Consider the following 20,436-nt stretch of genomic DNA (forward strand, 5'->3'; position numbering starts at 1 on the left):
AAGACCAATGTTCCGGCGACGTCAACGAACGGCCACACCCGCAATTTTCCCGCACACGCGGCGCTCGGAAAAGCCCACAAACTGGCAGGGAGGAGCGCCGGCGACGACCGGTGGCCGCGGCCGCACGCGGGATTCGTGACCACCCACGGACATGAGGCCGCGCGAGCAGGCGGAAGGTGATGTGTGACCAAGCGGGTACATCTGGATCTTCTGCTTGTGATCGTGCTTTCGGCTCCTGGGTGGCGTGCGATCGGCCGGAATCCCGCAGCAGCGCGCAAACCGCTCTCTACCAGGCCTTTCACCGATCATCGGCGGTGGGCGTGACGGCGGCCTAGGGTGAGTCCTGCCGGGCCTGGCATGCCGATTTCACGCACACGATCGCACAAGGATTGGTCATGAATGGCTCTCGAAAGGCTCGTCTGCTTCTGTTCGTCGTAGCCGTCGCCGCCGCGGTGCTCACCGCCCCGGCCGCCGCGAGCGCGGATCCGTCAGGGGACATCCGGAGCAGGCTCAACAACCTCTGCGTGGACATCGAGGGCGGCAGTTACGCGCCCGGCGCCCGCGTGATCACCTGGACCTGTCACGGCAACGCCAACCAGCAGTGGTACTGGGACGGTGATCAGATCCGCAGCGATCTGAACCACCTGTGCCTGGACATCGCGGGCGGTAACTACGAGCGCGGCGCCGGGATCATCACCTGGCCGTGCCACGGCAACGCGAACCAGAGCTGGTACTGGAACGGTCAGGAGATCCGCAGCACGCTCAACAACCTGTGCCTCGACATCGAGGGCGGGGACTACAACCGGGGCGCGCGCCTGATCACGTGGACCTGCCACGGCAACGCGAATCAGCGCTGGTACTGAGGTAGTCACGGGGAACGGCCGGGCGTGCTGCCCGGCCGTCCCGTCCGTTCACGCGAGGAAGTCGAGGATCGCGGCCGTGAAGTTCTCCGGCGCCTCCTCCGCGACGTAGTGCCCGCAGTCGTCGATCACCAGCTCGGTGACCTGGCCGGCGACCTTGCGCACGTCGGCCGCCACGCTCGCGCCGCGCGATCCGGCGCCGCCCACGGCCAGGACCGGGATCGCCAGCGGTGTCCGTGCCCGCTCCACGTTCTGCGGGATCGTCCGGTCGAGCGCGCGGTAGTACTGGAAGCTCGCGTGCAGCGCGCCGGGCCGCCGCAGCGCGTCGACGTAGACGGCTATGACGTCCTCGGGCATCGTGCCCTTCGTCCGGAACTGCTCGCCGAAGTAGAGATCCTCGCGCCCCTCGACCAGCCGCTCGTTGAGGGAGTCGAGGCGGTTGAACATGAAGTGCCACAACGCTTCCACCGGACGGTTCGCGGCCGGGATGATGCTGGGCACGTCCGAGATGCCGGGCAGCGCGGCCTCGGCCAGCACGAGACCGGTGACGCGGTCACGGTGGTCGGCCGCGAGCGCGTAGGAAATGATCATGCCGACGTCATGGCCGACGACGCGGAACCGCTCGTGCCCGAGCACGGTCATCAGCCGGGCCAGGTCGCCGGCCGCGGTGACGCTGTCGTAGCCGGTCTCCGGCTTGTCCGAGTCGCCGAACCCGCGCGGGTCGACCGCGATAACGGTGTAGTCCTCCGCCAGCCTCGGCATGATCTTGCGCCACTGCCACCAGAACTGCGGCCACCCACCGACCAGCAGCAGCGGCGGCCCGTCACCGCCGGTCACCGCGTGCAGCGTGACGTCGCCCAGGTCGTAGCGGCCGCTGCGGAACCGTTCACCGAATCCGTCCGGCAGTTGCGGCACCGCCCGCACGTCGAGGCCCATGGTTCTTCCTCCTGGTTTGTCGCACTGAACCACCTAAGGCGGTTCACCATAGCGGACCGCGCGGTGAACCGGCTAGGGTGGTTCGGTGACCGAGTCCCAGCCGCTCTGCCTCCTGCTCACGAAGACGCTGCGTCACCGCCTGGAGCCGGTCCCGCAGGAGCATCTGCGCAGCCCGGCCGATCTGACCGACTGGCTGGCCGCGGCCGGCCTTCCCGCCCCGGCCGACCCGGCATCCCTGCAGGACGCGCGCGACCTGCGGGAGTCGATCTACCGGGCCGCCCGCGCCGTCGCCGCCGGCACGGCACCGCCCACCGCGGACCGCGACCACATCAACACCTGGGCGTCACGCAACGACGCGGCCCGCACACTCACCGGCACCGGCGACGCGGTGTGGCGCCTGGCGTCGCCACCCGCGGCCCGCTCCGCACTGGCCGTGATCGCCGCCGACGCCGTGGACACCCTGGGCGGCACCCACGACGGCACGATCAAGGTCTGCGCCGGCGACCACTGCAACGCCGTCTTCCTCGACTCCAGCCGCGGCCGCTCCCGCCGCTGGTGCTCCATGTCCACCTGCGGCAACCGCGCCAAGAAGGAGGCGATGCGCGCCCGCCACGCCCAGCCATGAGCCGCGGCGCGGGTTCACCGCCTCCGGCCTCCCGCCGGACGCGCGCCCGCCTGCGCTGCCGGCCCTCGCCGGGCACACGGTCGCGGTGCGGGACATCGCACCGACCGTGCGGCACCCGCGGCCGGCAGGCGTGCCGCACACACCGCCAACCGCCTTATCGTGATATTTCGGGCGCATAGTGTCCGGCTGCCCGAGGCAGGCGCGAACGTCACGATCCAAAAACCAGAAGATCATTTTCCCGCTTCCGGCGTGGTCCGGCCCGCATGCTCCCGCGGGCAAACCTCGGGACGGGCAAAGACTTCGCCGGCGCTCCGCTTTGCCCGCCCCGTCGGAGCCGGTTCGCGCGGGTCGGCCCGAGGCCGCGATTCCCGCCGTTGCTCACCTGGGTGGGCGCGGCTCACGATCAGACCACCGAGGCAGGTCCGGACCTCGACGCCGAAAGCTCCCAGAAGTCGATATAGACGCATTTCTTCCGAGGGACGGGGGTTGTTATGTGGTGTTTCGGGCTGCAAGTCTGATTCCCGGACGGCGCGTAGGGATCGCGCCCGATACGGGGAGCGCAGATGATGATTCGTCGTTTCGTCACGATCGCGGCGGCCGTGGCCGGGCTTGCGGTCATCGCGCCCGTGACCCCCGCCTCCGCGGCACCGTCCTGTTACGGCAGCGCGAAGGCGATCACCGGCACCGACCCGACCTGGCCGCTCAACGGGCACTGGGCGAAGACCACGGCGCACTGCGCCGACATCAACGTCAAGATGAACCAGAGCACGTCCGTGCGCACCTGCTTCCTGAAGTCCACCGGCGAGTTCAGCTGCAACGCGTACCGCCCGGTCCAGGCCGGCGCGTGGAGCCTCGCGGCCACGAACGTGCGCGACAACACCACGTTCTACCTGCAGTTCACCAGCTCCGGCCGGACCGGTCTGGCCGCTTACTGAAAGAGCGGCGTGACCCGGCCTCGGACGGCGGTCTCCGGGATCGGGCCGTAGGTGCGGGAGTCGATGGAGCCGGCCCGGTTGTCGCCGAGGACGAAGAGCATGCCGGCGGGCACGGCGACCGGGCCGAACCAGGTGCCGTCGAAGCTCGCGTGGTCGATGAACGGCGGGTCGGCGGCGGCGTCGTTGACGAAGAGGACGGCGTCGCGGATCTCCAGGGTGTCACCGGGCACCGCCACCACCCGCTTGATGGTGAGCGCGCCGTCCTCGGGGCTGGTGAACGCGACCAGGTCGCCGCGGCCCGGCCGGCCGTAGTGGATCAACACCACATCGCCGCGGTGCAGGGTCGGCTCCATGCTGGTGGAGCCGACCGTCACCGTCCAGGCCACGAACGTGCGGATCAGCACGACCGCCACGACCGCCGCTACCAGCAGGACCGCGGTAGCGACGACACGCGAGATCACCCGCGGCACGGCAGCACGCCGGGCAAGGATCACGCGTCCGGGCCGAGCGCGTCCGGCCTGCACGGGTCCGCGTTGATCGGGTCGTCCGGGTCGGGGGCGCCGGCCGCGAGACCCACGCTGAACTGCTGCATCATGTCGTGGTCCTCGTGCGGCAGGTTGTGGCAGTGGATCATGTACTTGCCGCGCTGGTGCTCGAACCGCATGATCAGCCGGACCGCCTCGTTCTCGCCGACGTAGACCACGTCCTTCGGGCCCTTCTCCCAGGCGAACGGTGCCTTGCCGTTGCGGCTGAGGATCTGGAAGTCGACCAGGTGGATGTGGACCGGGTGGAACCAGCCGCCGGACTTGTTCTCGATCTCCCAGATCTCGACGTCGTTGTAGTCCGGGTTCGCCAGCACCATCTGGTAGCCGCTGTCGACCACGTCCCGCCAGGTCTTGCCGTTGATCTGCCACTCGCCGTTGCCGCGCTCGACCCGCAGCTTGCGTGTGCGTTTCGCCTGCGCCGCGGTCAGCGCCATGACCGGGCTGCTGACCAGCAGCGTGGGGATGGTGTTGCGCGACGTGTCCAGAATCGGCTCGTCCGTCACGTCGAACGCCATGATCTTGCCGGTGTGGTCGTAGTCGCGGTTGTTGTCGTTGCTCAGGTTCCGCAGCTCGACACGCTGGCCGGGCTTGTAGCGGCGGAAGTCGATCAGGATCTCGTACCGTTCCGCGTTGCCGTGCCGGTAGTTCAGCACCTGCTGCGCGACCGGGATCAGCCCGCCGTCCGTGGCCACCACCGTGAGCGGATCGCCGGTGGACAGCTGCGGGCGGTAGGAGCGGGAGATCGACGCGTTCAGCACGCGGAACCGGTAGACGCGTCGCTTGACCTTCATCACCGGCCACGGCACGCCGTTGACCAGGATCACGTCGCCCCAGAGCCCGGAGTGCGAGTTGTCGTCGTAGGCCAGCGCGCCGTCGGCCGCGAACATCACGTCCGAGAGCGTCAGCGGTACGTCGTACTCGTCCTGCGGCAGCAGCGCGCGCTCCGCCTCGTCGTGCAGGTGGTACTGCGCGGCCAGCCCGGAGTACGCGTTCTGCGCCGTGTAGTGCACCCCGTGGTCGTGGTACCAGAGCGTGCGCGCGGCCTGGAAGTTCGGGTAGTAGTAGTCCTTGTAGTAGCCGGGCGGCGTGATGTCGCTGGCGTACCCGTCGTACTGCGGCTTCGACGCGGACCCGTGCAGGTGCGTCGACGTGTGGAAGTCGTGGCCGAGCGACGGGTGCACGGCCGGCAGCTGGTTGCGCACGCGCAGCATGGACCGGGTACCGGCGTCGAGCGAGACGGTCGGGCCGGGCAGCGAGCCGTTGTAGCCGTAGACCGGCGTGCTGATGCCGGGCGCGATCTCCGCCGTGCCGGCCCGCTCGGTCAGCGAGTAGGTCCGCAGCGGCGCGCCGTCCGCGCCGGTCGTCACCGTGCGCGGCGCGAGCACGGGCGGGCGGCGGAACGCCTGGGCGTACGGCCTCGGCATCCGCTTGTCCGCGAGCTTGCTGGCCGACTTGGTCTGCGCGTCCTCGCCCCACGGCAGGCCGACGCCGGCCGTGACGATCGCGGCCGCGCCGCCGAGCGCGAAGAGACTGCGGCGGGAGACGCTGCGTGCGGTCATGTGTGGTCCTCCGGCTGAGTTCGGGAGGCCCATGGTGGGCGGCGCGGCTGACGCCCTGCCGGGCTCGCGCTGAAGTGCCGCTGAGGCCGGGTGTTACAGGACAAGATAGGAGCGTGACGCGGGTACGGGTGCTGGGGCGGCTCGAGGTGACCGGCCACGAGGGCGTGCGGCTTCCGGCGGAGTCGCTGCCCCGTCGTGCCCGTCAGGTGCTGTGCGTGCTCGCGGCGCGCCACGACCGGATCCAGAGCAAGGACGCGCTGGTGGATCTGATCTGGGGCGACGCGCCGCCGGGCAACCACGCGGCCGCGGTCGAGCACTACGTGTCGATGCTGCGCCGCCGTCTCCAGCCGGACGCGGCCGTGGACGACCGTTTCATCGTCACGCAGGGTGGCGGCTACCTGTTCGACAGCGCGCGGGCGGAGCTGGACCTGGCCCGGCTGCGGTCGCGGCTGCGCGAGCTGGACGTCACGGACAACCCGCGGCGGCTCACGCTGCACCAGGAGATCCTGGACCTGGCCGACGACCTGCCGTTCCCGGAGGACCCGTACGCGACCTGGGCGATCGACGCCCGCGACGAGGTCCGGGCCGCGAAGATGACCGCGCTGCTGCACCTCGCGGACGCGGCGCACGCGACCGATCCGGCGCGGGCGATGCGGCTGGCCCAGGAGGCGCTCACGCTCGACCCGTACGTGGAGCAGGCCTACCGGTCGCTGATGTCCGCCGCCGTCGCGCTCGGCCGGCCGGACGACGCGCTGCGCGTCTACGAGCGCTGCCAGCAGGTGCTCGACACGGACCTGGGCGTGGCACCGTCCCCGGCCACGACGGACCTCTACCGGGCGATCCTGCGCAGCCGGCACGAGGGCGCCACGCCGCGGATCACGCCGGTGGAGCCCGCGGCCTCGGCCCGCCCGTTCCTGGGCCGGCGCGCCGAGCTGGACCTGATCCTGGGCGCGGAGCGGGTGCCGGTGACCCACGTGACCGGGCCCGGCGGCGCCGGCAAGACCGCGCTGCTGGAGGAGCTGTGCCGCAGGGTGCCGGGCCGGGCCGGCGTGGGTGACGCGCCGTCGTCGCTGGGCGTGCTGCGGCTGGCCTGGCTGCGGCGCGCGCTGGCCGGCCTGCACGTGCCGGAGCCGGTACGCAGTCTGGTCGACGACGCGATGCGCGCGGAACGGCCGCTCGGCGGCGACGAGCTGGAGGCGATCGCCGGGTCGCTGGACCGGGGCGCGCCGGTCGTGCTGGCCGTGGACGACGCGAGCGCGCTGGACGCGCAGAGCGTGGCGGAGCTGTCCTGGCTGGTGGCACGCTGCCCGGCGCTGCGGGTGGTGCTGGCCTACCGCTACCCGTCGGAGCTGGCCGGGCAGCCGGCCGCGTCGCTGCACACGCCGGTGGTGCTGCGCCTGGAGCCGCTGGACGCGCCGGATCTGCCGCCTGACCTGCTGGAACGCACCGGCGGGATCCCGGCGCTGGTGTCGGTGGCGCACCAGGCGCCCGCGGTGGCGATGTCGGCCGCGATGGAGACCGCGCGGATGCGTACCCGCTGGATGTCGCCCTCGGCTTGGGAGATCTTGAGGATCGCGGCGGTGCTCGGGCCGGTCGCGGTGCCGGCGCTGGCCACGCTGACCGGGATGCCGGTACCGGACGTGCTCGGGTGCGTGGACGCGCTGGTGCACGCACATCTGCTGACCGAGGACGGCGGACGGCTGAGGCACCGTGCGGGGCTGATTCGCGACGCGGTCGCGGCCCAGGTGTCTCAGGCGTCCGCCGCCCACATGCGGGCTAGTTCGTGACGGTCAGCGTCACCGCCAGCTGCCGTCCGCCGGTCGTGCTGACCAGGCTGATCGTGCGGACCGTGCCCGGCGCGACCGCGGTCGTGGTGCGCAGGTCGAACGCGCCGGCCGCGTCCACGGTCGCGGTGCCCAGCACCTGGCCGTTGAGCGTGCTGCCCAGGACCACGGTCACGCGCTGCCCCGCGACCAGGTTGGTCGTGCCGTCGATGCGCCACTCGCCCTTGCCGGTCCGGTAACGGGCTGTCACGCCCGCGATCGTCTCCGCCTGCGGGCGGATGATCACCTGGTCGGTGGTCCGGCCGGCCGGATTCGTCACGGTCAGTTCGAAGATCAAGGGCTCGTTGGTGTACGCGTACGCCGGATTCGGGCCCGGCGCGGCCGGTTGGGCCAGCAGCGGGTAGGTGAACGTCGGCTTCCGGGTCGCCGCGCCGTTGAGCGTGACGGCCGGTCCGGACACCTGACGCCACTGCACGCTCTCGGCCGTGGCGGACCCGGAGCCGTCCAGCGTGACGGTCCGGCCCCGCACCACGGTCTGGTCCGGGCCCGCGTCCGCGGACGGCGGCTGCGGCGCGATCACCGTCACCGTCACCGTGGCCGGAATCGCCTGGCCACCGGGCCCGCGGACGTCCAGCCGGAACGTGTAGGCGCCGGGCACGGACGGCGTGAACGCGGCGACCGGGTCACCGGCACCACTCAGCGTCACGGCCGGGCCGCCGGTCTGCGTCCAGGCCCGCACGTCGATCTCGCCGGTCGAGCCGGTGCTGTCCAGCTGCACGCGCTGGCCGGTGATCGCGGTCCCGGCCACGGTCGCGGCCGCCACCGGCGGGTCGGGCAGGAACGCCGGGCCGGACACGCCGAGCGCACCGGTCGCGGAGCCGCCACCGGACGAGGTCACGGTCACCGCGGACGGCGGCGCGGACACGTGCGTGAACGGCTGCCCGGTCAGCGGCCCGAACCCGTCCACCGCGAGCACCGCGTGCGGGTCGGACGAGTGCGCGGTGACGGTCAGCGTGGCCGCGACCGGGTCGTAGGCGACGCCGCTCACCCGCACCACGTCGGTCAGCGCGATGGTCTTGCGGGCCACCGGGCGGTCGGACGCGTTGAGCACCTCGATCGTGGTCCCGGCCGGCACGCCGCCGGTGATCGGGAACCGGCCGAAGTAGCGTCCGTCCTGGCCGCGCAGCCGGGTGCCGCGGAAGCCGAGCCGGTCGCTGCCGGCCACCTGGATCGCCTGGCCGGACTCGCTGGTCGCGTAGACGTCGACGAAGCCGGTGCCGTCCGCGCCGACCGTGTAGGCGGCGCGCTGCACGTCCACGCCCGCGTTCGTCGCGTGCCGGCCCTGGACGCTGAACAGGTCCGTGAAGCCCACCTGGTTCAGCACCGCGCCGGTCGCCGGGTCGAGCCGCTCGATCCGGACGAAGTTCGTGCCGTACGGGCTGCCCACGATCCGGTGGTCCACGCCGGGGTCACCGACGTAGCCGGCCGGGGCCGCGGGCGCGACCGCGGGGTCCCAGGTCAGGAACGGGCCGATCCGGCTCTGCAGCGCGCCGCCGAACGCGCCCGGGACCGTGCCGATGTCCTCGGTCATGTTGACGCCGCGGTCCGTCGCGGTCAGGTCGTCGATGCCGTACGGGTGCGTGATCAGGAACCGCTGCCCGGCCGGCGCGTCGAACCGGATCCGGACCCGGCCGAACACCATCTGGTCGCCCTCGATCACCTCGTCGCGCGCCCAGGCGCCCTCCAGGTCCAGGCCGATCGTGGCCCGCGCGCCGGTGGCGAGCGTCAGGTCCGCGCCGGCCAGCTGGTAGAACATCTCGCCCGGAAAATTGTCCGGGTACGAGATTGGTGCGTCCGGGTCCGGGATCTCGTCCGCGAGGGCGGCGCAGAGCGGGTCGTCGAGCGTGATGCACGGCTCGAGGCGCAGCCCGTTGCTGTCGCGGTACCAGCTGGGGAAGCCGTGCTCGGCGAGCGGGCCGACCTGGGTCAGCGCTCCCGCCCGCGGCACCGGCGGCGTCTTGACCACGGCGAACGCGGGCGAGGCCACGCTCACGGCCAGCACCGTCGCGGCGGCGACGACTGTTCTTCTCATCAGGCTCCTCATATGTCGGGATATTTCGGGTGTATCGGGTGCGTGGCGACCGGGCGTGCGGTGACCCCGGGGCCTTGCCGGAGAGCCCGGCGTCAGGCGGTTCCCGTCGGAGGGGCCGGTGTCAGGCGGGCCGAGGCGTGCGCCGAGCCCGGGTGAGCAGGCGGGCCGCGGTCATCAGCAGGCCGGCGGCGGCCAGCACGTAGAGGACGCGGTGCATGGCCGGGCCCTGGCCGTTCCCCACCGCTATGTCTCCCTCCTCCGGCGCGGCGACGACCTGCCCGCAGACCGATTCGCCGGCCAGCCGGAACGACAGCCGGCCCGCGTCGTCACCGGAGCGCCAGGCCACCTGCCAGATCCCGCCCGCGGCCGCGTGCGAGGTCGTGTGCGTCTCCGCGCGGTGCGTGGCCGCCAGCCGGATGCTGACCTTCCGGTCCAGCACCACGACCGTGCCCGGCACCACGCGCCCGCAGCCGTCCAGCACGATCGCGGCCACGTCCGTACGCGGCGTGTCCAGCCGCAGCGTCACCACCGGCGGCGGCGCGGCCACGGTCGTCCCGTCGGCGGGCGACGACTCCAGCAGCGTCACGGCCGGCGGGGGCGCCGTCGCATACAGCAGGGCCAGCACAGCCGCGGCCACCTGCACCATCTCGTACCTCCCACAGACGTGGTCGGCAACGATGTCGGACCGTCACGTGGTCCACCTGTCCCGCGGCTGAAGCTCCGCTGAGGCGCGCCGGCCCCCGGCGCCGGTCACGTGCCGCGCCTGCACGATCGAGGCGTGCGCCTGTCGCCAGGACGACAGGGGCACGCCTCGATCACCGGCGGGCGAGCTGGGCGGCGGGCAGCAACCGAGCAGCAGGCGGCGACAGGCGACAGCGGGCAGCAGGTGGCGGCAGGCGGCGGGCGGCAGCGGGTGACCCGGCCTCCGGCGGGGTCAGACCCGCCGCAGCCCGTCGATGAAGACCATCACGACGCGGCGGGTCTGCTCCGCCGAGCGGCCCGGCACCGGCTGGCACAGCTGCGTGATCGCATGCAGTACGTCCTCCGCGCCGATGTCGTCGCGCGCGCTCCCGTCCGCCACCGCCGCGTCCAGCAACGAGGCCAGCGCCGGCCCCAGCCGCTGCAGGAAGTACCCCGGCAGCCCCGCGAACGCGGGATCGCCCGAGTGCAGCGCGGACGCGAGCCCGCGCTTGGTGGCCAGCAGCGCCGCGAACCGGTGGATCCACTCCGTGAGCGCCTCGACCGGCGGGTGCGCGGCCAGCAGCGGCGGCCCCGCGTCCGCGACCGCGTCGATGCCGGTCTCGACCACGGCCGTGACCAGGTCCGCGCGCTGCGGGAAGTGCCGGTAGAGCGTGCCGACACCGACGCCGGCCAGGTCGGTGATCTCCTTGGCCGGCGCGTCCACGCCGGAGGTGTCGAAGACCGTGCGGGCGGCCTCCAGCAGCGCGTCGACGTTGCGGCGCGCGTCGGCACGCCGTCGTGGCGCGGTCATGGAGACCTCCCCTTGCTTAAGCGGAAAGGCTTTCCGTATAGTTCCGGAAGAGCTTTCCGCTTAGCGTACAGGAGACGTCATGCAGTACCGCACGCTCGGCCGCACCGGGATCCAGGTCAGCCCGTACGCGCTGGGCACGCTCATGCTCGCCGGCGCGATGGGCAACACCGCCGACGAGTCCGCGCGCATCATCCACCGGGCGCTGGACGCCGGGATCAACCTCGTCGACACCTCCGATGCGTACGGTGACTCCGAAGAGGTTGTCGGCAAGGCCCTGGAGGGCCGGCGGGACACGGTCGTGCTCGCCACCAAGTTCAGCCGCCCGATCGGCACGGACCCGAACCAGCGCGGCGCCTCCCGCCGCTGGATCGTCACCGCGGTGGAGAACTCGCTGCGCCGCCTGCGCACCGACCACATCGACCTCTACCAGCTGCACCTGCCGGACCCGAGCACGGACATCGAGGAGACGCTCTCCGCGCTGACCGACCTGCTGCACAGCGGCAAGGTGCGCGCGATCGGCGCGTCCCACACCCCCGCGTCGGAGATCGTGGAGGCGCAATGGGTCGCCGAGCGGCGCGGCCTCGCGCGCTTCCACACGGAGCAGCCCGCCTACTCCATCCTCAACCGGGGCATCGAGCGAGAGATCCTTCCGGCCATCCAGCGGTACGGGATGGGCGCGCTCGTCTGGGGCCCGCTCGGCCAGGGACTACTCACCGGCCGCGTCCGCCGCGACGGCGACAACGGCCTGCGCCGCGCCGCCGTCTTCCGCCACCTCAACGACGCCCGCCGCCTCGACGTGGTGGAGCAGCTGATCCCGCTCGCAGAGGAGGCCGGCCTGCCGATGACGCACCTGGCGATGGCGTTCACCGTCGCGCACCCCGGCGTCACCAGCGCGCTGATCGGCGTCCGCACCGAGGAGCACCTGGACGCGCTGCTCACCGGCCTCGACGTCACGCTCCCCGGTGAGCTGCTCGACCGCCTCGACGAGATCGTCCCGCCCGGCACCGACGTCGGCACGCTCGACCAGGCGTACCAGCCGCCGGCGCTGCTGGACGCCGCGCTGCGCCGCCGGTAGGGCAGGCCCTACCCCGGCACGGCCCGCTGCCCGGATTCTGCCGGCCGCGATACTCCGCGAGTCTGGTGAGGACAGTTCCCCACCGACAGGAGCATCATGATCCCGATACGACACCTGGCGGTCGTCGCGCTGACCGCGGCCCTGGCGACCACGGCCGGCACCGCGTACGCGGCCCCCGGACCGGACCGTTTCCACCGGCAGCGCGTGACCTGGCAGGCCTGCCCCGCCGGTGACGTGCCGCTGGAGTGCGCCCGGGTCACCGTGCCGGTCGACTGGGCCGCGCCGGGCGGCGCCACGCTGACGCTGAAGGTGACCCGGCACCGCGCGACCGGCAACCGCCTCGGCACGCTGTTCCTGAACCCGGGCGGGCCGGGCGCGTCCGGGGCCGCGTTCACGGCCACGGCGGCGAGCCGGTTCGGGCAGCGCACACGCGACGCGTACGACCTCGTGGGCTGGGATCCTCGCGGCGTCGGGGAATCGTCGCCGCTGACCTGCCCGGAGAGCGCCGACGCCGCCTACCGCGAGGCGAGGCTGCCGGCCACGGTACGCGAACGCCTCACCTTCGAGCGGGTGACGGCGGCGTGGGCGCGCGCCTGCCGGGCCGCGTCCGGGCCGCTGTTCGACCATGTCGACACGATCAGCACCGTCCGCGACCTCGACGTGCTGCGCGCCGTGCTCGGCGAGACGACGCTGTCGTACACCGGCATGTCCTACGGCACCCGGATCGGCATCTTCTACGCCGACCTGTTCCCCACGCGCGTCGGCCGGATGGTCCTGGACGCCGCCACGGACCCCGCGAGCGACAACGCCGACTTCTGGCGCGGCGCGTCACTGGCCGCCCAGCGCGGCTTCGACGACTACCTGGCCGGCTGCGCCGCCCGCCCCGCCTGCCCACTGACCGGCCTGCCACCGGCCGAGGCGCGCACCACCGTGGGCCGGCTGCTCAGCACACCCGGCCCCGCCCAGGACTACCTGGCCACCGTCGTATCGTCGCTGGTGAAGTCACCCGGTTCCTGGCCCGACCTCGACGGCTTCCTGACCGAGGCGCTGCACGGCGACATCATGCCGGTCGATCTCCCCGCGGACGTGGCACACCACGCGATCAACTGCCTCGACCTGCCCGACCACCGCACCGCCGCCCAGGTCATGGCGGACGACGCCCGAGCCGCCGCCGACCGCCCGGTCTTCGGCCACATGATGATGGCCAGCACGCTCTGCCCCCAGTGGCCGGCGAGAGCGACCGGCCGCCCGCACCCCGTCACCGCCCCCGGCGCCGCTCCCGTCCTGGTCGTCGGCACCACCCACGACACCGCCACACCGTACGAGTGGTCCGTCTCGACCGCCCGCCGTCTGGCGAACGGCCGCCTGCTGACCCGCGACGCCACCGGCCACGTCGCCTACACCCGCAACCCGTGCGTCACGGAGGCCGTCGACACCTACCTCGTGGACGGCCTCCTGCCGCCCGGAAATACGGTGTGCCGGGATTGAGGACCGGGCGGTACCGTCCAGGGCGTGCACACGCAGGCGAACCGGTTCCGGGACCCGACCCACTCCCACTCGCTGTACGCCCTGGCCGCGCACCCGATCGACGTCGTCTGCCCGCGATGCGCAGCCCACGCCCACGCCCGCATCCTCGCCGACCCGGCCGACACCCGGCACTCGACCAGCCGGTCACGACGACTGATCTGCCCCGCCTGCGGCTACACCGCCGACTGGACGACCGCCACCGGGCCCTCCCTGTGGGCCACCACCGTCGACCCCTTCTTCCGTCGGCCGCTCTGGCTCGTCGATGCCGTGCGCGGCCACCGCTTCTGGGCCTACAACCGCGAGCACCTGGACCTGCTGGCCCAGTTCGTCGGCGCCGAGCTGCGCGAGCGCGGCTCCAGCGGGGGCTGCGACATGTCCCTGATCCAGACACTGCCCGGTTGGATGAAGTCCGCCGCCAACCGCGGCACCGTCCTGACCACGATCACCCGCCTCCGCACCCGCCTCGCCGACCCCGGCCACTCCGCACCCCGTCCGGGCCCTCCCGCCCCGCCCGCAGAGATCCCCCGCCACGGCGGCCACGTCTTCCGCTACATGGCGTAATGGCGTAGCCGCCCTCCCGGTGAACGCCGGCGCGCGAAGTCGGGCACGCCGCCCTGGATCGGCCGGTGGCGGACGACCGGAGCACGATGCCGCCGGCCGCGACCGCGCTTCAGGACGTCGGATAGCCGTTCTCGAGGTACGCAGTGACGGCCCCGCCTCGCGCCGTGAGGGCCGCGGCCGCCCGTCGCGCGAGGACCGGTGGAAGCAACCGTTCCTGCTCCTCCCGGGTCGACCACGCCCAGCTGCGCAGTTCGTCGGCCGGCAGCCGGATCGCCGCGATCTGTTCCGCCGTCAGTACCCCGCCGTCGAACACGATCATGAGGCCTTCGGTGCGCCCGTCGCGCGGCGGCAGCCAGTCCACCGCCAGCAGACGGCCCGGCTCCACGACCAGCCCCAGCTCCTCCTCGATCTCCCGCACGGCTGCGGCCCGGGGCGACTCGTTCGCCTCCACGCTCCCGCCGGGCAGTTCCCAGACATCCTTGTAGGTCGGCTCGACCAGCAGCACCCGGTCCGCGTCGTCGACGAACAGCACCCCCGCCGCCATCCGCTTCGCGGGCAGTCCGGCCGTGTCATCAGTCAACGATTGCCTCCGGAGATCAGTTGGGCGAGGCGGACCACGGTCCAGCCGGACGGCGTCGACGGCTGGGTCAGCCGTTCCGGGTGCGCTGGGCGGGGGTGCCGGGGGCGGTGGCGGTGCAGGTGAAGTTGCGGGCGGTGGTGGAGGGGCCGCGGCCGGTGTAGGTGGCGACGCGCGGGTACGGGCAGACCGGGCGGGTGAGCAGGGTGTGGCCGGTGCTGTCGGTGCGTACCCCGGTGAGGGTTGCCGGGGCTTTGTCCTTCTCGACCCAGCGGATCACCGCGTCGAGGAGCGCGGTGGGGGCGGCGCCACGGCCGCCGCCGCAGTGGGCGACGCCGGGGGCCACGAAGAAACGGGCGAAGGCGGCGGTACGGTCGGTGCCGCCCATCGCGGTCGTCAGGCGGCGGAAGTAGTCGACGCTGCCGCGGAACATGACGACCGGGTCCGCGGTGCCGTGCCAGATGAGGATCTTGCCGTCGGACGCGCGGAAGGCGGACAGGTCGGGGTCGTCCGTGGCCAGCACGTCCCGGTAGCGCTGCACGGACTGCCGGAACAGCTGCAGGTAGCGGTCGTAGGTGATGGTGCGCCAGTCCCAGCCGGGGTTCTGCACGACGAAGTATCGCAGCCACTCGACCGTGATGAAGAACGGTTCGGCGCCGTGCAGCGGTTCGAGCGAGGCGTCGCGCTCCAGGCCGTACCAGAGGCGGGTGCCGTCGAGATCCCGAGGACCGTCCCAGATCTTGTTGATCACCGTGGCGTCCGCGGCCGTGAACGGGCCGCAGGCGGTGGCCGTGCCGACCAGCGTGCGCGCGTCGAACGTGCACCCCTCCCAGTCGCCGATCACGCCGTCGGTGAGCCCGTCGGCCGGGTCGCAGGCGGTGATCGCGGCCGCGGTGGCGGCGCTGAGCTTGCACGGCGCGACGCGGTGGCCGCCGGTCAGCATCTGCAGCTGGCCCCACAGCTGCGCGGGGTGCAGCTTGGTCCAGTTGATCGCGGGCGACGCGGCCGCGATGCCGTCGTAGTCGTCCGGGTAGCGCTGCGCCTCCATCAGCCCCTGGCGCCCGCCGGTGGAGCAGCCGTTGAAGTAGCTGCGGAAGTCGGAGTCGCCGTAGTAGGCGCTCACCACGGCCTTGGCGGCGACGGTCATCCGGTGCACGCCGAGGTGGCCGAAGTCGGCGACCCGGTCTCCGAGGCCGAACGCGGGGCTGCTGCCGGTGTGGCCGGTGTCGGTGGTGGCGACCGCGAATCCGTCGCGCAGCTCCGCGCTCGGCACGCTGTCGCGCAGGCCGCCGTGGAAGCCGCTGCCGCCGAGGCCGAGGAACCGGCCGTTCCACGCCGAGGGCAGCCACACCGCGACCGTGATCGTGCCGATGACCATCCGCACCGCGCAGTGCGCCGGCGCGGTCCGGGTGACCGCGGTGATCGTGGTGTTCTCCATCGGCAGCGCCGCGAGCTGCGCGCAGGCGCGGGTCTGCCGGTCGCGGACGGCCGCGGCGGTGCCGGCCTGCGCGAGCAGCAGGAGCACCACGGCCAGGACGGGCAACCCGACGTACGAGTACCGCCGCAAACCCATCCGATTCCTCTCCATCCGTGTCCCGGCATCACTGTGCGGCCGGCCGGAAGCGGCGGCAATGACCGTTCGGCCAGTCCCGGCTCACCCCTGACGGTTTTCCTTATCCGGCTCTTATGGGCGTCTCCATACGGTCTGCCGCATGGAGACGCTCGACTTCGTCGGTTACGCCGGCACGCGGATGACCGTGCTGCGGCGGTGGGCCTACGCGCTCTGCGGCGATCCGCACCAGGCCGACGATCTGGTGCAGGAGACGCTGACCAGCGTCTACGCGAAGTGGCCGCGGGTCTCACAGGCCGAGAACATCAACGGGTACGTCCACCGCATGCTGATCCGGATCTTCCTGGACGAACGCCGCCGGGGCTGGTGGAAGGTCCGCCTGCCCGGCGACGTCGCCCCGGACGATCCGTTGCCCAGCACGGGTTTCGAGGAGCGGGAGCTGCTGCGGGCCGCGCTGCGCCGTCTCACCCCGGCGCAGCGGGCCGTGCTGGTGCTGCGATTCCTCTGTGACCAGAGCGTCGCGGACACGGCCCGCTACCTGGGCTGTTCCGAGGGCACGATCAAGTCCCAGACGTTGCGCGCGCTGGCCCGGATGCGCCTGATCCTGGAGGACGGCGTTCAGTCCACGGACAGCGCCGCCACGGGACTGACGCGGGCCGCGCGCCGGGCCGGGACGATGCCGGCCAGCACCGTGATCGCGGCCAGCGCCACGATGATCAGCAGCAGGCGACCGGCCGGGAACGTCCACGGAATGTCCAGGCGCAGCGCGTCCAGGGCAAACCACGCCAGCGGTACGCCGAGCGCCGTGCCCAGCACCGCGCCGATGAGACCGTAGAGCCCCGCCTCCGCGCCGATCATGAGCCGGACCTTCCCCCGGCTCATCCCGAGCGCGCGCAGCAGCCCGGACTCGCGCGTGCGTTCCATGACCGACAGCCCGGTGGTGGTGCCGACGCCGACGACCGCGATCAGCACGGTCAGCCCGAGCAGCCCGAGCGCGGCGAACAGCAGCGACTCGATCTCCGCGCCGGCCTTGTCCCGCTCGTCCGCGAGCACCGCGATCTCCGCGCCCGCGCCGATGGCCCGGAACGCGGCCAGCGCGTCGTTGCGGGTGCCGGACGCGATGTTGGCGAGCACGCCGGTCGGCTCCGGCCCGGCGCCGCCGAGCGTGGTCAGGTCCGCCGGGGTGAGCACCGCGCCGAGCCGCAGCGGGGCCTCGCCGGTGAGGATCGCGGCGACCTCGAGGCGTACCGTGCCGCCTGCCGGTGAGGTCAGCGTCACCGTGTCACCGGCCCGTGCGCCGAGGTCGGCCGCGACCACGTCGGCGAGGATCGCCCTGCCGGGCCCGAACGCGGCCAGCGACCCGTCCTCCGCCTCGAGCACGTCCAGCGCGGGCAGCCCGGCCGGGTCGAGGTCGATGGCGACGTGGCTGATCTGCCCGCCGCTGAAGTCCGCGGTCCGGAACGGCGTGACGTCCGTGAAGCGGCCGTCCGCGCGCAGCCCGGTGACCACGTCCGCGCCGAGCGGCCCGTCCTCGGCGAACATGCCCAGATCCGCGGGGGTACGCACCGCCATCTGCCGGTCCGTGTAGGTCTGCATGCCGGAGATGCCGACGATGGTGCCGGCCAGCATGGTGACGCCGAGCGCAACGACCACGGACACGGCCGCGGCCCGGCGCGGGGTGCCGCCGATGCCGCTGACCGCGAGGCGTCCGGCCGGGCCGAGCAGCCGCAGCGGCGCGCCGACCGCGGCCAGCACCGGGCGGATCAGCAGCGGGCCGAGCGCGATGAGCGCGCCGTAGGCGCAGGTGCCCACGCCCAGCAGGTAGAGCAGTTCCCGGTTGCCGTCCCCCTGGGAGTCCATCGAGTCGAGCGTCAGCCGGATCAGCCCGCCCGCGCAGGCCGTGAGCAGCACGCCGAGCACCAGGCGCACGGCGGAGACGCCGCGCTCGGACCCGGCCACGCTGGAGCTGCGCAGCGCCTGCAGCGGCGCGACCCCGGCCGCGGCGAACGCGGGGGCGAGCACCGCGCCGACCGTGATCAGCACCGCGCCGATCACGACCGCGATCGCGGGGCCGACCGGGACGCCGGGCCCGGTGATCGTCCGCCCGGACCAGCCCGCGACCACGGGGGCGGCCAGGCCGCCGGCCAGCGCGATCAGCACGCCGGTCGCGCCGGTGACCAGGCCGACGACCGCGCCCTCGGCCAGCAGCGCGCCGACGAGCTGGCCGCGCTGGGCGCCGATGGTGCGCAGCAGGGCGAGCTGCCGCATCCGCTGGGCGAACACGATCCGGAACGTGGACGTGGCGACCAGCGCGGCCGCGACGACCGCGACGCCGACGAACATGCCGATCAGCGCGAACACCTGGTCGAGCTGCCGGACCTCGTCCGTGGCCTCACGGACCCGGGTGGTCTCGCCGGTGGTGATGCTCAGGTACACGCTCGGGTCGCGCAGCAGCTGCTCGCCGAGCCGGGTCATGGTGGCGTCCAGGTCGGTGCCGGGCGCGGTGATCAGGTCGACGCGCGGGTAGCCGGGCCGGCCGGCGAGCGCGTCGAGCACGGTGTCGGGCGCCCAGCCGCGCTCGGCGGCGTCCTGCGGGCCGTCGACGACGCCGGTCACGGTCACGCTGACCGGTTCCGCCCCCTCCTGCCAGCCGTCCAGCCGCAGCGTGCCGCCGGGCCGGAGGCCGATCCGCTCGGCCGCGCGCCGGTCCAGCGCGATCTCCCGCTCGCCGTCCGGGTAGGTGCCGGCGACCAGCGTGACGCGTGACATCGGCCCGGTCCCGGGGTCCGCGTGCACGTCCAGGTCGATCCCGGCGGCCGTGACGTAGACCGACGTGCGGCCCGCCAGCGTGGTGACGCCGGGCGTGTCCCGGATCTGGGTGAGCTGCTCCGGTGTGATCGGGGTGCCGCCCTGCGAGGCCACGACCAGGCTGACCGCCTCCGGCGTGTTGCTGAACGTGTCGAGCATGGTCCGGGTGACGATCTGGTGCGCCAGCACGGTGCCGAAGACGACCAGCGCCGCGACGAGCACGGACAGGCCGGTCATCAGGATCCGGCCCGGCCGGCGCAGCACGCCGCTGAGCTGGGTGCGCAGCACGCTGACGTTCATCGCACGCCCGCCAGGCCCAGCGCCTCGGTGACCGTGGCCCGGGTCGGGCCGTCGAGGTCGTGCACGATCCGGCCGTCGGCGAGGACCAGCGCGCGGTCCGCGTACGCCGCCGCGGACGGGTCGTGGGTGACCATGACGACGGTCTGGCCGAGCCCGCGCACGCAGTCGCGCAGCAGCCCGAGCACCTCCGCGCCGGAGCGGGAGTCCAGGTTGCCGGTCGGCTCGTCCGCGAAGATCACCTCGGGACGGGTGGCCAGTGCACGGGCCAGCGCGACCCGCTGCTGCTGCCCGCCGGACAGCTCGGCCGGGCGGTGCCCGAGCCGGTCGCCGATGCCGAGCACGTCGACGATGTGGGCCAGGTGGTCCGCATCGACGCGGCGGCCGGCCATCTCGGACGGCAGCGTGATGTTCTGCCGCGCGGTCAGCTGCGGGAGCAGGTTGAACGCCTGGAAGACGAATCCGACGCGGTCGCGGCGCAGCGCGGTCAGCTGCCGGTCGCGCAGCCGGGTCAGGTCGGTGCCGCCGATCGTGATCCGCCCGGAGGTGACCGCGTCCAGTCCGGCGAGGCAGTGCATGAGCGTGGACTTGCCGGACCCGGACGGGCCCATGATGGCGGTGAACCGGCCGCGCCGGAAGCCGACCGTGACGCCGTCCAGCGCGCGGACCGCGGAGTCTCCGGTGCCGTAGACCTTGACCAGGTCGGTCGCGGTGACGGCGAACCCGTCCGGGCTCATCGGGGCAGCGCCGGGATGTTCAGGTCGACGCCGCTGTTCTCGCAGCCGCCGATCGCCAGGTCCAGCATGTCGTCGAACTCTTCGGCCGTGGGCAGGTGGCCCTGGCCGGTGGCCTTGGCGCGCTGCCAGCGGACGTAGTGGCCGATCTCGGTGCTGATGCCCTGATCGACGAGCTGCGTGTACCGGACCTGGCGGATCTCCTGCTCCCAGGTCTCGGCCGCGGCATCATCCTTGGGCGGCGTCTGGGCGCGGTCGAAGAGCTGCTGGGCGAGGCGGCAGTCCGCGGCCGAGGCGTCGCTGGGCCCGAAGCGCTTGTCCCAGATGTAGGTCACCCCGTAGGCGACCCCAACCAGCACCAGCACCGCGACCACGGCAAATGCCGCGATTTTTCCCCAGTTCTGCCTTTTGTCGTCCTGAATCATGTCTACCGCCGATATCCGTGGGTTGGGAACATCG

At 72.9% G+C, this 20,436-nt stretch carries 18 protein-coding genes and 1 pseudogene; 8 read left to right on the forward strand and 11 right to left on the reverse strand.

The window, feature by feature from the left end; translation table 11 throughout:
• Window positions 1-395 precede the first annotated feature (395 nt).
• The gene (locus OP04_RS06650) at window positions 396-863 is read left to right on the forward strand and encodes an RICIN domain-containing protein (protein ID WP_051797205.1); all 468 of its coding nucleotides are present in this window, start codon (window positions 396-398) and stop codon (window positions 861-863) included.
• 48 nt (window positions 864-911) lie between these two features.
• Here OP04_RS06650 and OP04_RS06655 read toward each other — a convergent pair whose 3' ends face one another.
• Window positions 912-1,796 (reverse strand): alpha/beta fold hydrolase, encoded by an 885-nt coding sequence (locus tag OP04_RS06655; RefSeq protein ID WP_033338668.1) that lies wholly within the window; start codon window positions 1,794-1,796, stop codon window positions 912-914.
• Window positions 1,797-1,881: 85 nt separating this feature from the next.
• Between OP04_RS06655 and OP04_RS06660 the strand changes: the two genes are divergently transcribed.
• Both OP04_RS06660 and OP04_RS06665 read left to right on the forward strand, forming a co-directional pair.
• A complete protein-coding gene (locus tag OP04_RS06660; protein ID WP_033338669.1) occupies window positions 1,882-2,421 on the forward strand; it encodes a CGNR zinc finger domain-containing protein in 540 nt (179 codons plus the stop codon).
• Window positions 2,422-2,984: 563 nt separating this feature from the next.
• A complete protein-coding gene (locus tag OP04_RS06665) occupies window positions 2,985-3,356 on the forward strand; it encodes a hypothetical protein (RefSeq protein WP_033338670.1) in 372 nt (123 codons plus the stop codon).
• Here OP04_RS06665 and lepB read toward each other — a convergent pair.
• Both lepB and OP04_RS06675 read right to left on the reverse strand, forming a co-directional pair.
• Entirely contained in the window at window positions 3,350-3,817 is a 468-nt protein-coding gene (lepB, locus tag OP04_RS06670; protein WP_033339027.1) for a signal peptidase I, read from the reverse strand. The two genes, OP04_RS06665 and lepB, sit on opposite strands and share 7 nt — an antisense overlap.
• 29 nt (window positions 3,818-3,846) lie before the next feature.
• Window positions 3,847-5,460, reverse strand: coding sequence for a multicopper oxidase family protein (locus tag OP04_RS06675; protein WP_033338671.1), 1,614 nt, complete (start codon window positions 5,458-5,460; stop codon window positions 3,847-3,849).
• Between the two features lie 113 nt (window positions 5,461-5,573).
• Here OP04_RS06675 and OP04_RS53030 point away from each other — a divergent pair, with 113 nt between their 5' ends.
• Entirely contained in the window at window positions 5,574-7,247 is a 1,674-nt protein-coding gene (locus tag OP04_RS53030) for a BTAD domain-containing putative transcriptional regulator (protein ID WP_198153751.1), read from the forward strand.
• Here the strand turns inward: OP04_RS53030 and OP04_RS06685 are convergent.
• The 3 genes from OP04_RS06685 to OP04_RS06695 form a co-directional block, all read right to left on the reverse strand.
• A complete protein-coding gene (locus tag OP04_RS06685; RefSeq protein WP_157239388.1) occupies window positions 7,237-9,336 on the reverse strand; it encodes a PKD domain-containing protein in 2,100 nt (699 codons plus the stop codon). The two genes, OP04_RS53030 and OP04_RS06685, sit on opposite strands and share 11 nt — an antisense overlap.
• Window positions 9,337-9,457: 121 nt before the next feature.
• Window positions 9,458-9,982, reverse strand: coding sequence for a copper resistance CopC family protein (locus tag OP04_RS06690; RefSeq protein ID WP_033338674.1), 525 nt, complete (start codon window positions 9,980-9,982; stop codon window positions 9,458-9,460).
• 288 nt (window positions 9,983-10,270) lie between these two features.
• The gene (locus tag OP04_RS06695) at window positions 10,271-10,828 is read right to left on the reverse strand and encodes a TetR/AcrR family transcriptional regulator (RefSeq protein WP_051797206.1); all 558 of its coding nucleotides are present in this window, start codon (window positions 10,826-10,828) and stop codon (window positions 10,271-10,273) included.
• A gap of 79 nt (window positions 10,829-10,907) precedes the next feature.
• Between OP04_RS06695 and OP04_RS06700 the strand changes: the two genes are divergently transcribed.
• From OP04_RS06700 to OP04_RS06710, 3 genes are all read left to right on the forward strand, one after another.
• On the forward strand, window positions 10,908-11,903 hold the full coding sequence (locus OP04_RS06700) for an aldo/keto reductase (protein ID WP_033338676.1): 996 nt from the start codon (window positions 10,908-10,910) through the stop codon (window positions 11,901-11,903).
• Window positions 11,904-11,999: 96 nt separating this feature from the next.
• A complete protein-coding gene (locus tag OP04_RS06705; protein ID WP_051797207.1) occupies window positions 12,000-13,391 on the forward strand; it encodes an alpha/beta hydrolase in 1,392 nt (463 codons plus the stop codon).
• 24 nt (window positions 13,392-13,415) lie between these two features.
• Window positions 13,416-13,991, forward strand: coding sequence for a hypothetical protein (locus OP04_RS06710; RefSeq protein ID WP_051797208.1), 576 nt, complete (start codon window positions 13,416-13,418; stop codon window positions 13,989-13,991).
• A 109-nt stretch (window positions 13,992-14,100) separates the two neighbouring features.
• Here the strand turns inward: OP04_RS06710 and OP04_RS06715 are convergent, their stop codons facing one another.
• Entirely contained in the window at window positions 14,101-14,571 is a 471-nt protein-coding gene (locus OP04_RS06715; protein ID WP_063746563.1) for an NUDIX domain-containing protein, read from the reverse strand.
• A gap of 67 nt (window positions 14,572-14,638) precedes the next feature.
• Window positions 14,639-16,141, reverse strand: a complete 1,503-nt coding sequence (locus tag OP04_RS06720; RefSeq protein ID WP_051797209.1) for a tannase/feruloyl esterase family alpha/beta hydrolase — start codon at window positions 16,139-16,141, stop codon at window positions 14,639-14,641.
• A 178-nt stretch (window positions 16,142-16,319) separates the two neighbouring features.
• Here OP04_RS06720 and OP04_RS51445 point away from each other — a divergent pair.
• Window positions 16,320-16,727: pseudogene (locus OP04_RS51445) on the forward strand (SigE family RNA polymerase sigma factor); the annotation flags it as partial.
• A gap of 29 nt (window positions 16,728-16,756) precedes the next feature.
• Here OP04_RS51445 and OP04_RS06725 read toward each other — a convergent pair.
• The 3 genes from OP04_RS06725 to OP04_RS06735 are packed head-to-tail and all read right to left on the reverse strand — an operon-like array spanning window position 16,757 to window position 20,402.
• Window positions 16,757-19,246: an FtsX-like permease family protein gene (locus OP04_RS06725; protein WP_033338678.1), complete on the reverse strand. Its 2,490-nt coding sequence runs from the start codon at window positions 19,244-19,246 to the stop codon at window positions 16,757-16,759.
• On the reverse strand, window positions 19,243-19,980 hold the full coding sequence (locus tag OP04_RS06730) for an ABC transporter ATP-binding protein (RefSeq protein ID WP_033338679.1): 738 nt from the start codon (window positions 19,978-19,980) through the stop codon (window positions 19,243-19,245). The genes OP04_RS06725 and OP04_RS06730 overlap by 4 nt, the downstream gene beginning before the upstream one ends.
• A complete protein-coding gene (locus OP04_RS06735) occupies window positions 19,977-20,402 on the reverse strand; it encodes a hypothetical protein (RefSeq protein ID WP_157239390.1) in 426 nt (141 codons plus the stop codon). The genes OP04_RS06730 and OP04_RS06735 overlap by 4 nt, the downstream gene beginning before the upstream one ends.
• Window positions 20,403-20,436 lie beyond the last annotated feature (34 nt).

It is taken from the genome of Catenuloplanes japonicus, from assembly GCF_000717135.1.
Taxonomy (GTDB): domain Bacteria; phylum Actinomycetota; class Actinomycetes; order Mycobacteriales; family Micromonosporaceae; genus Catenuloplanes; species Catenuloplanes japonicus.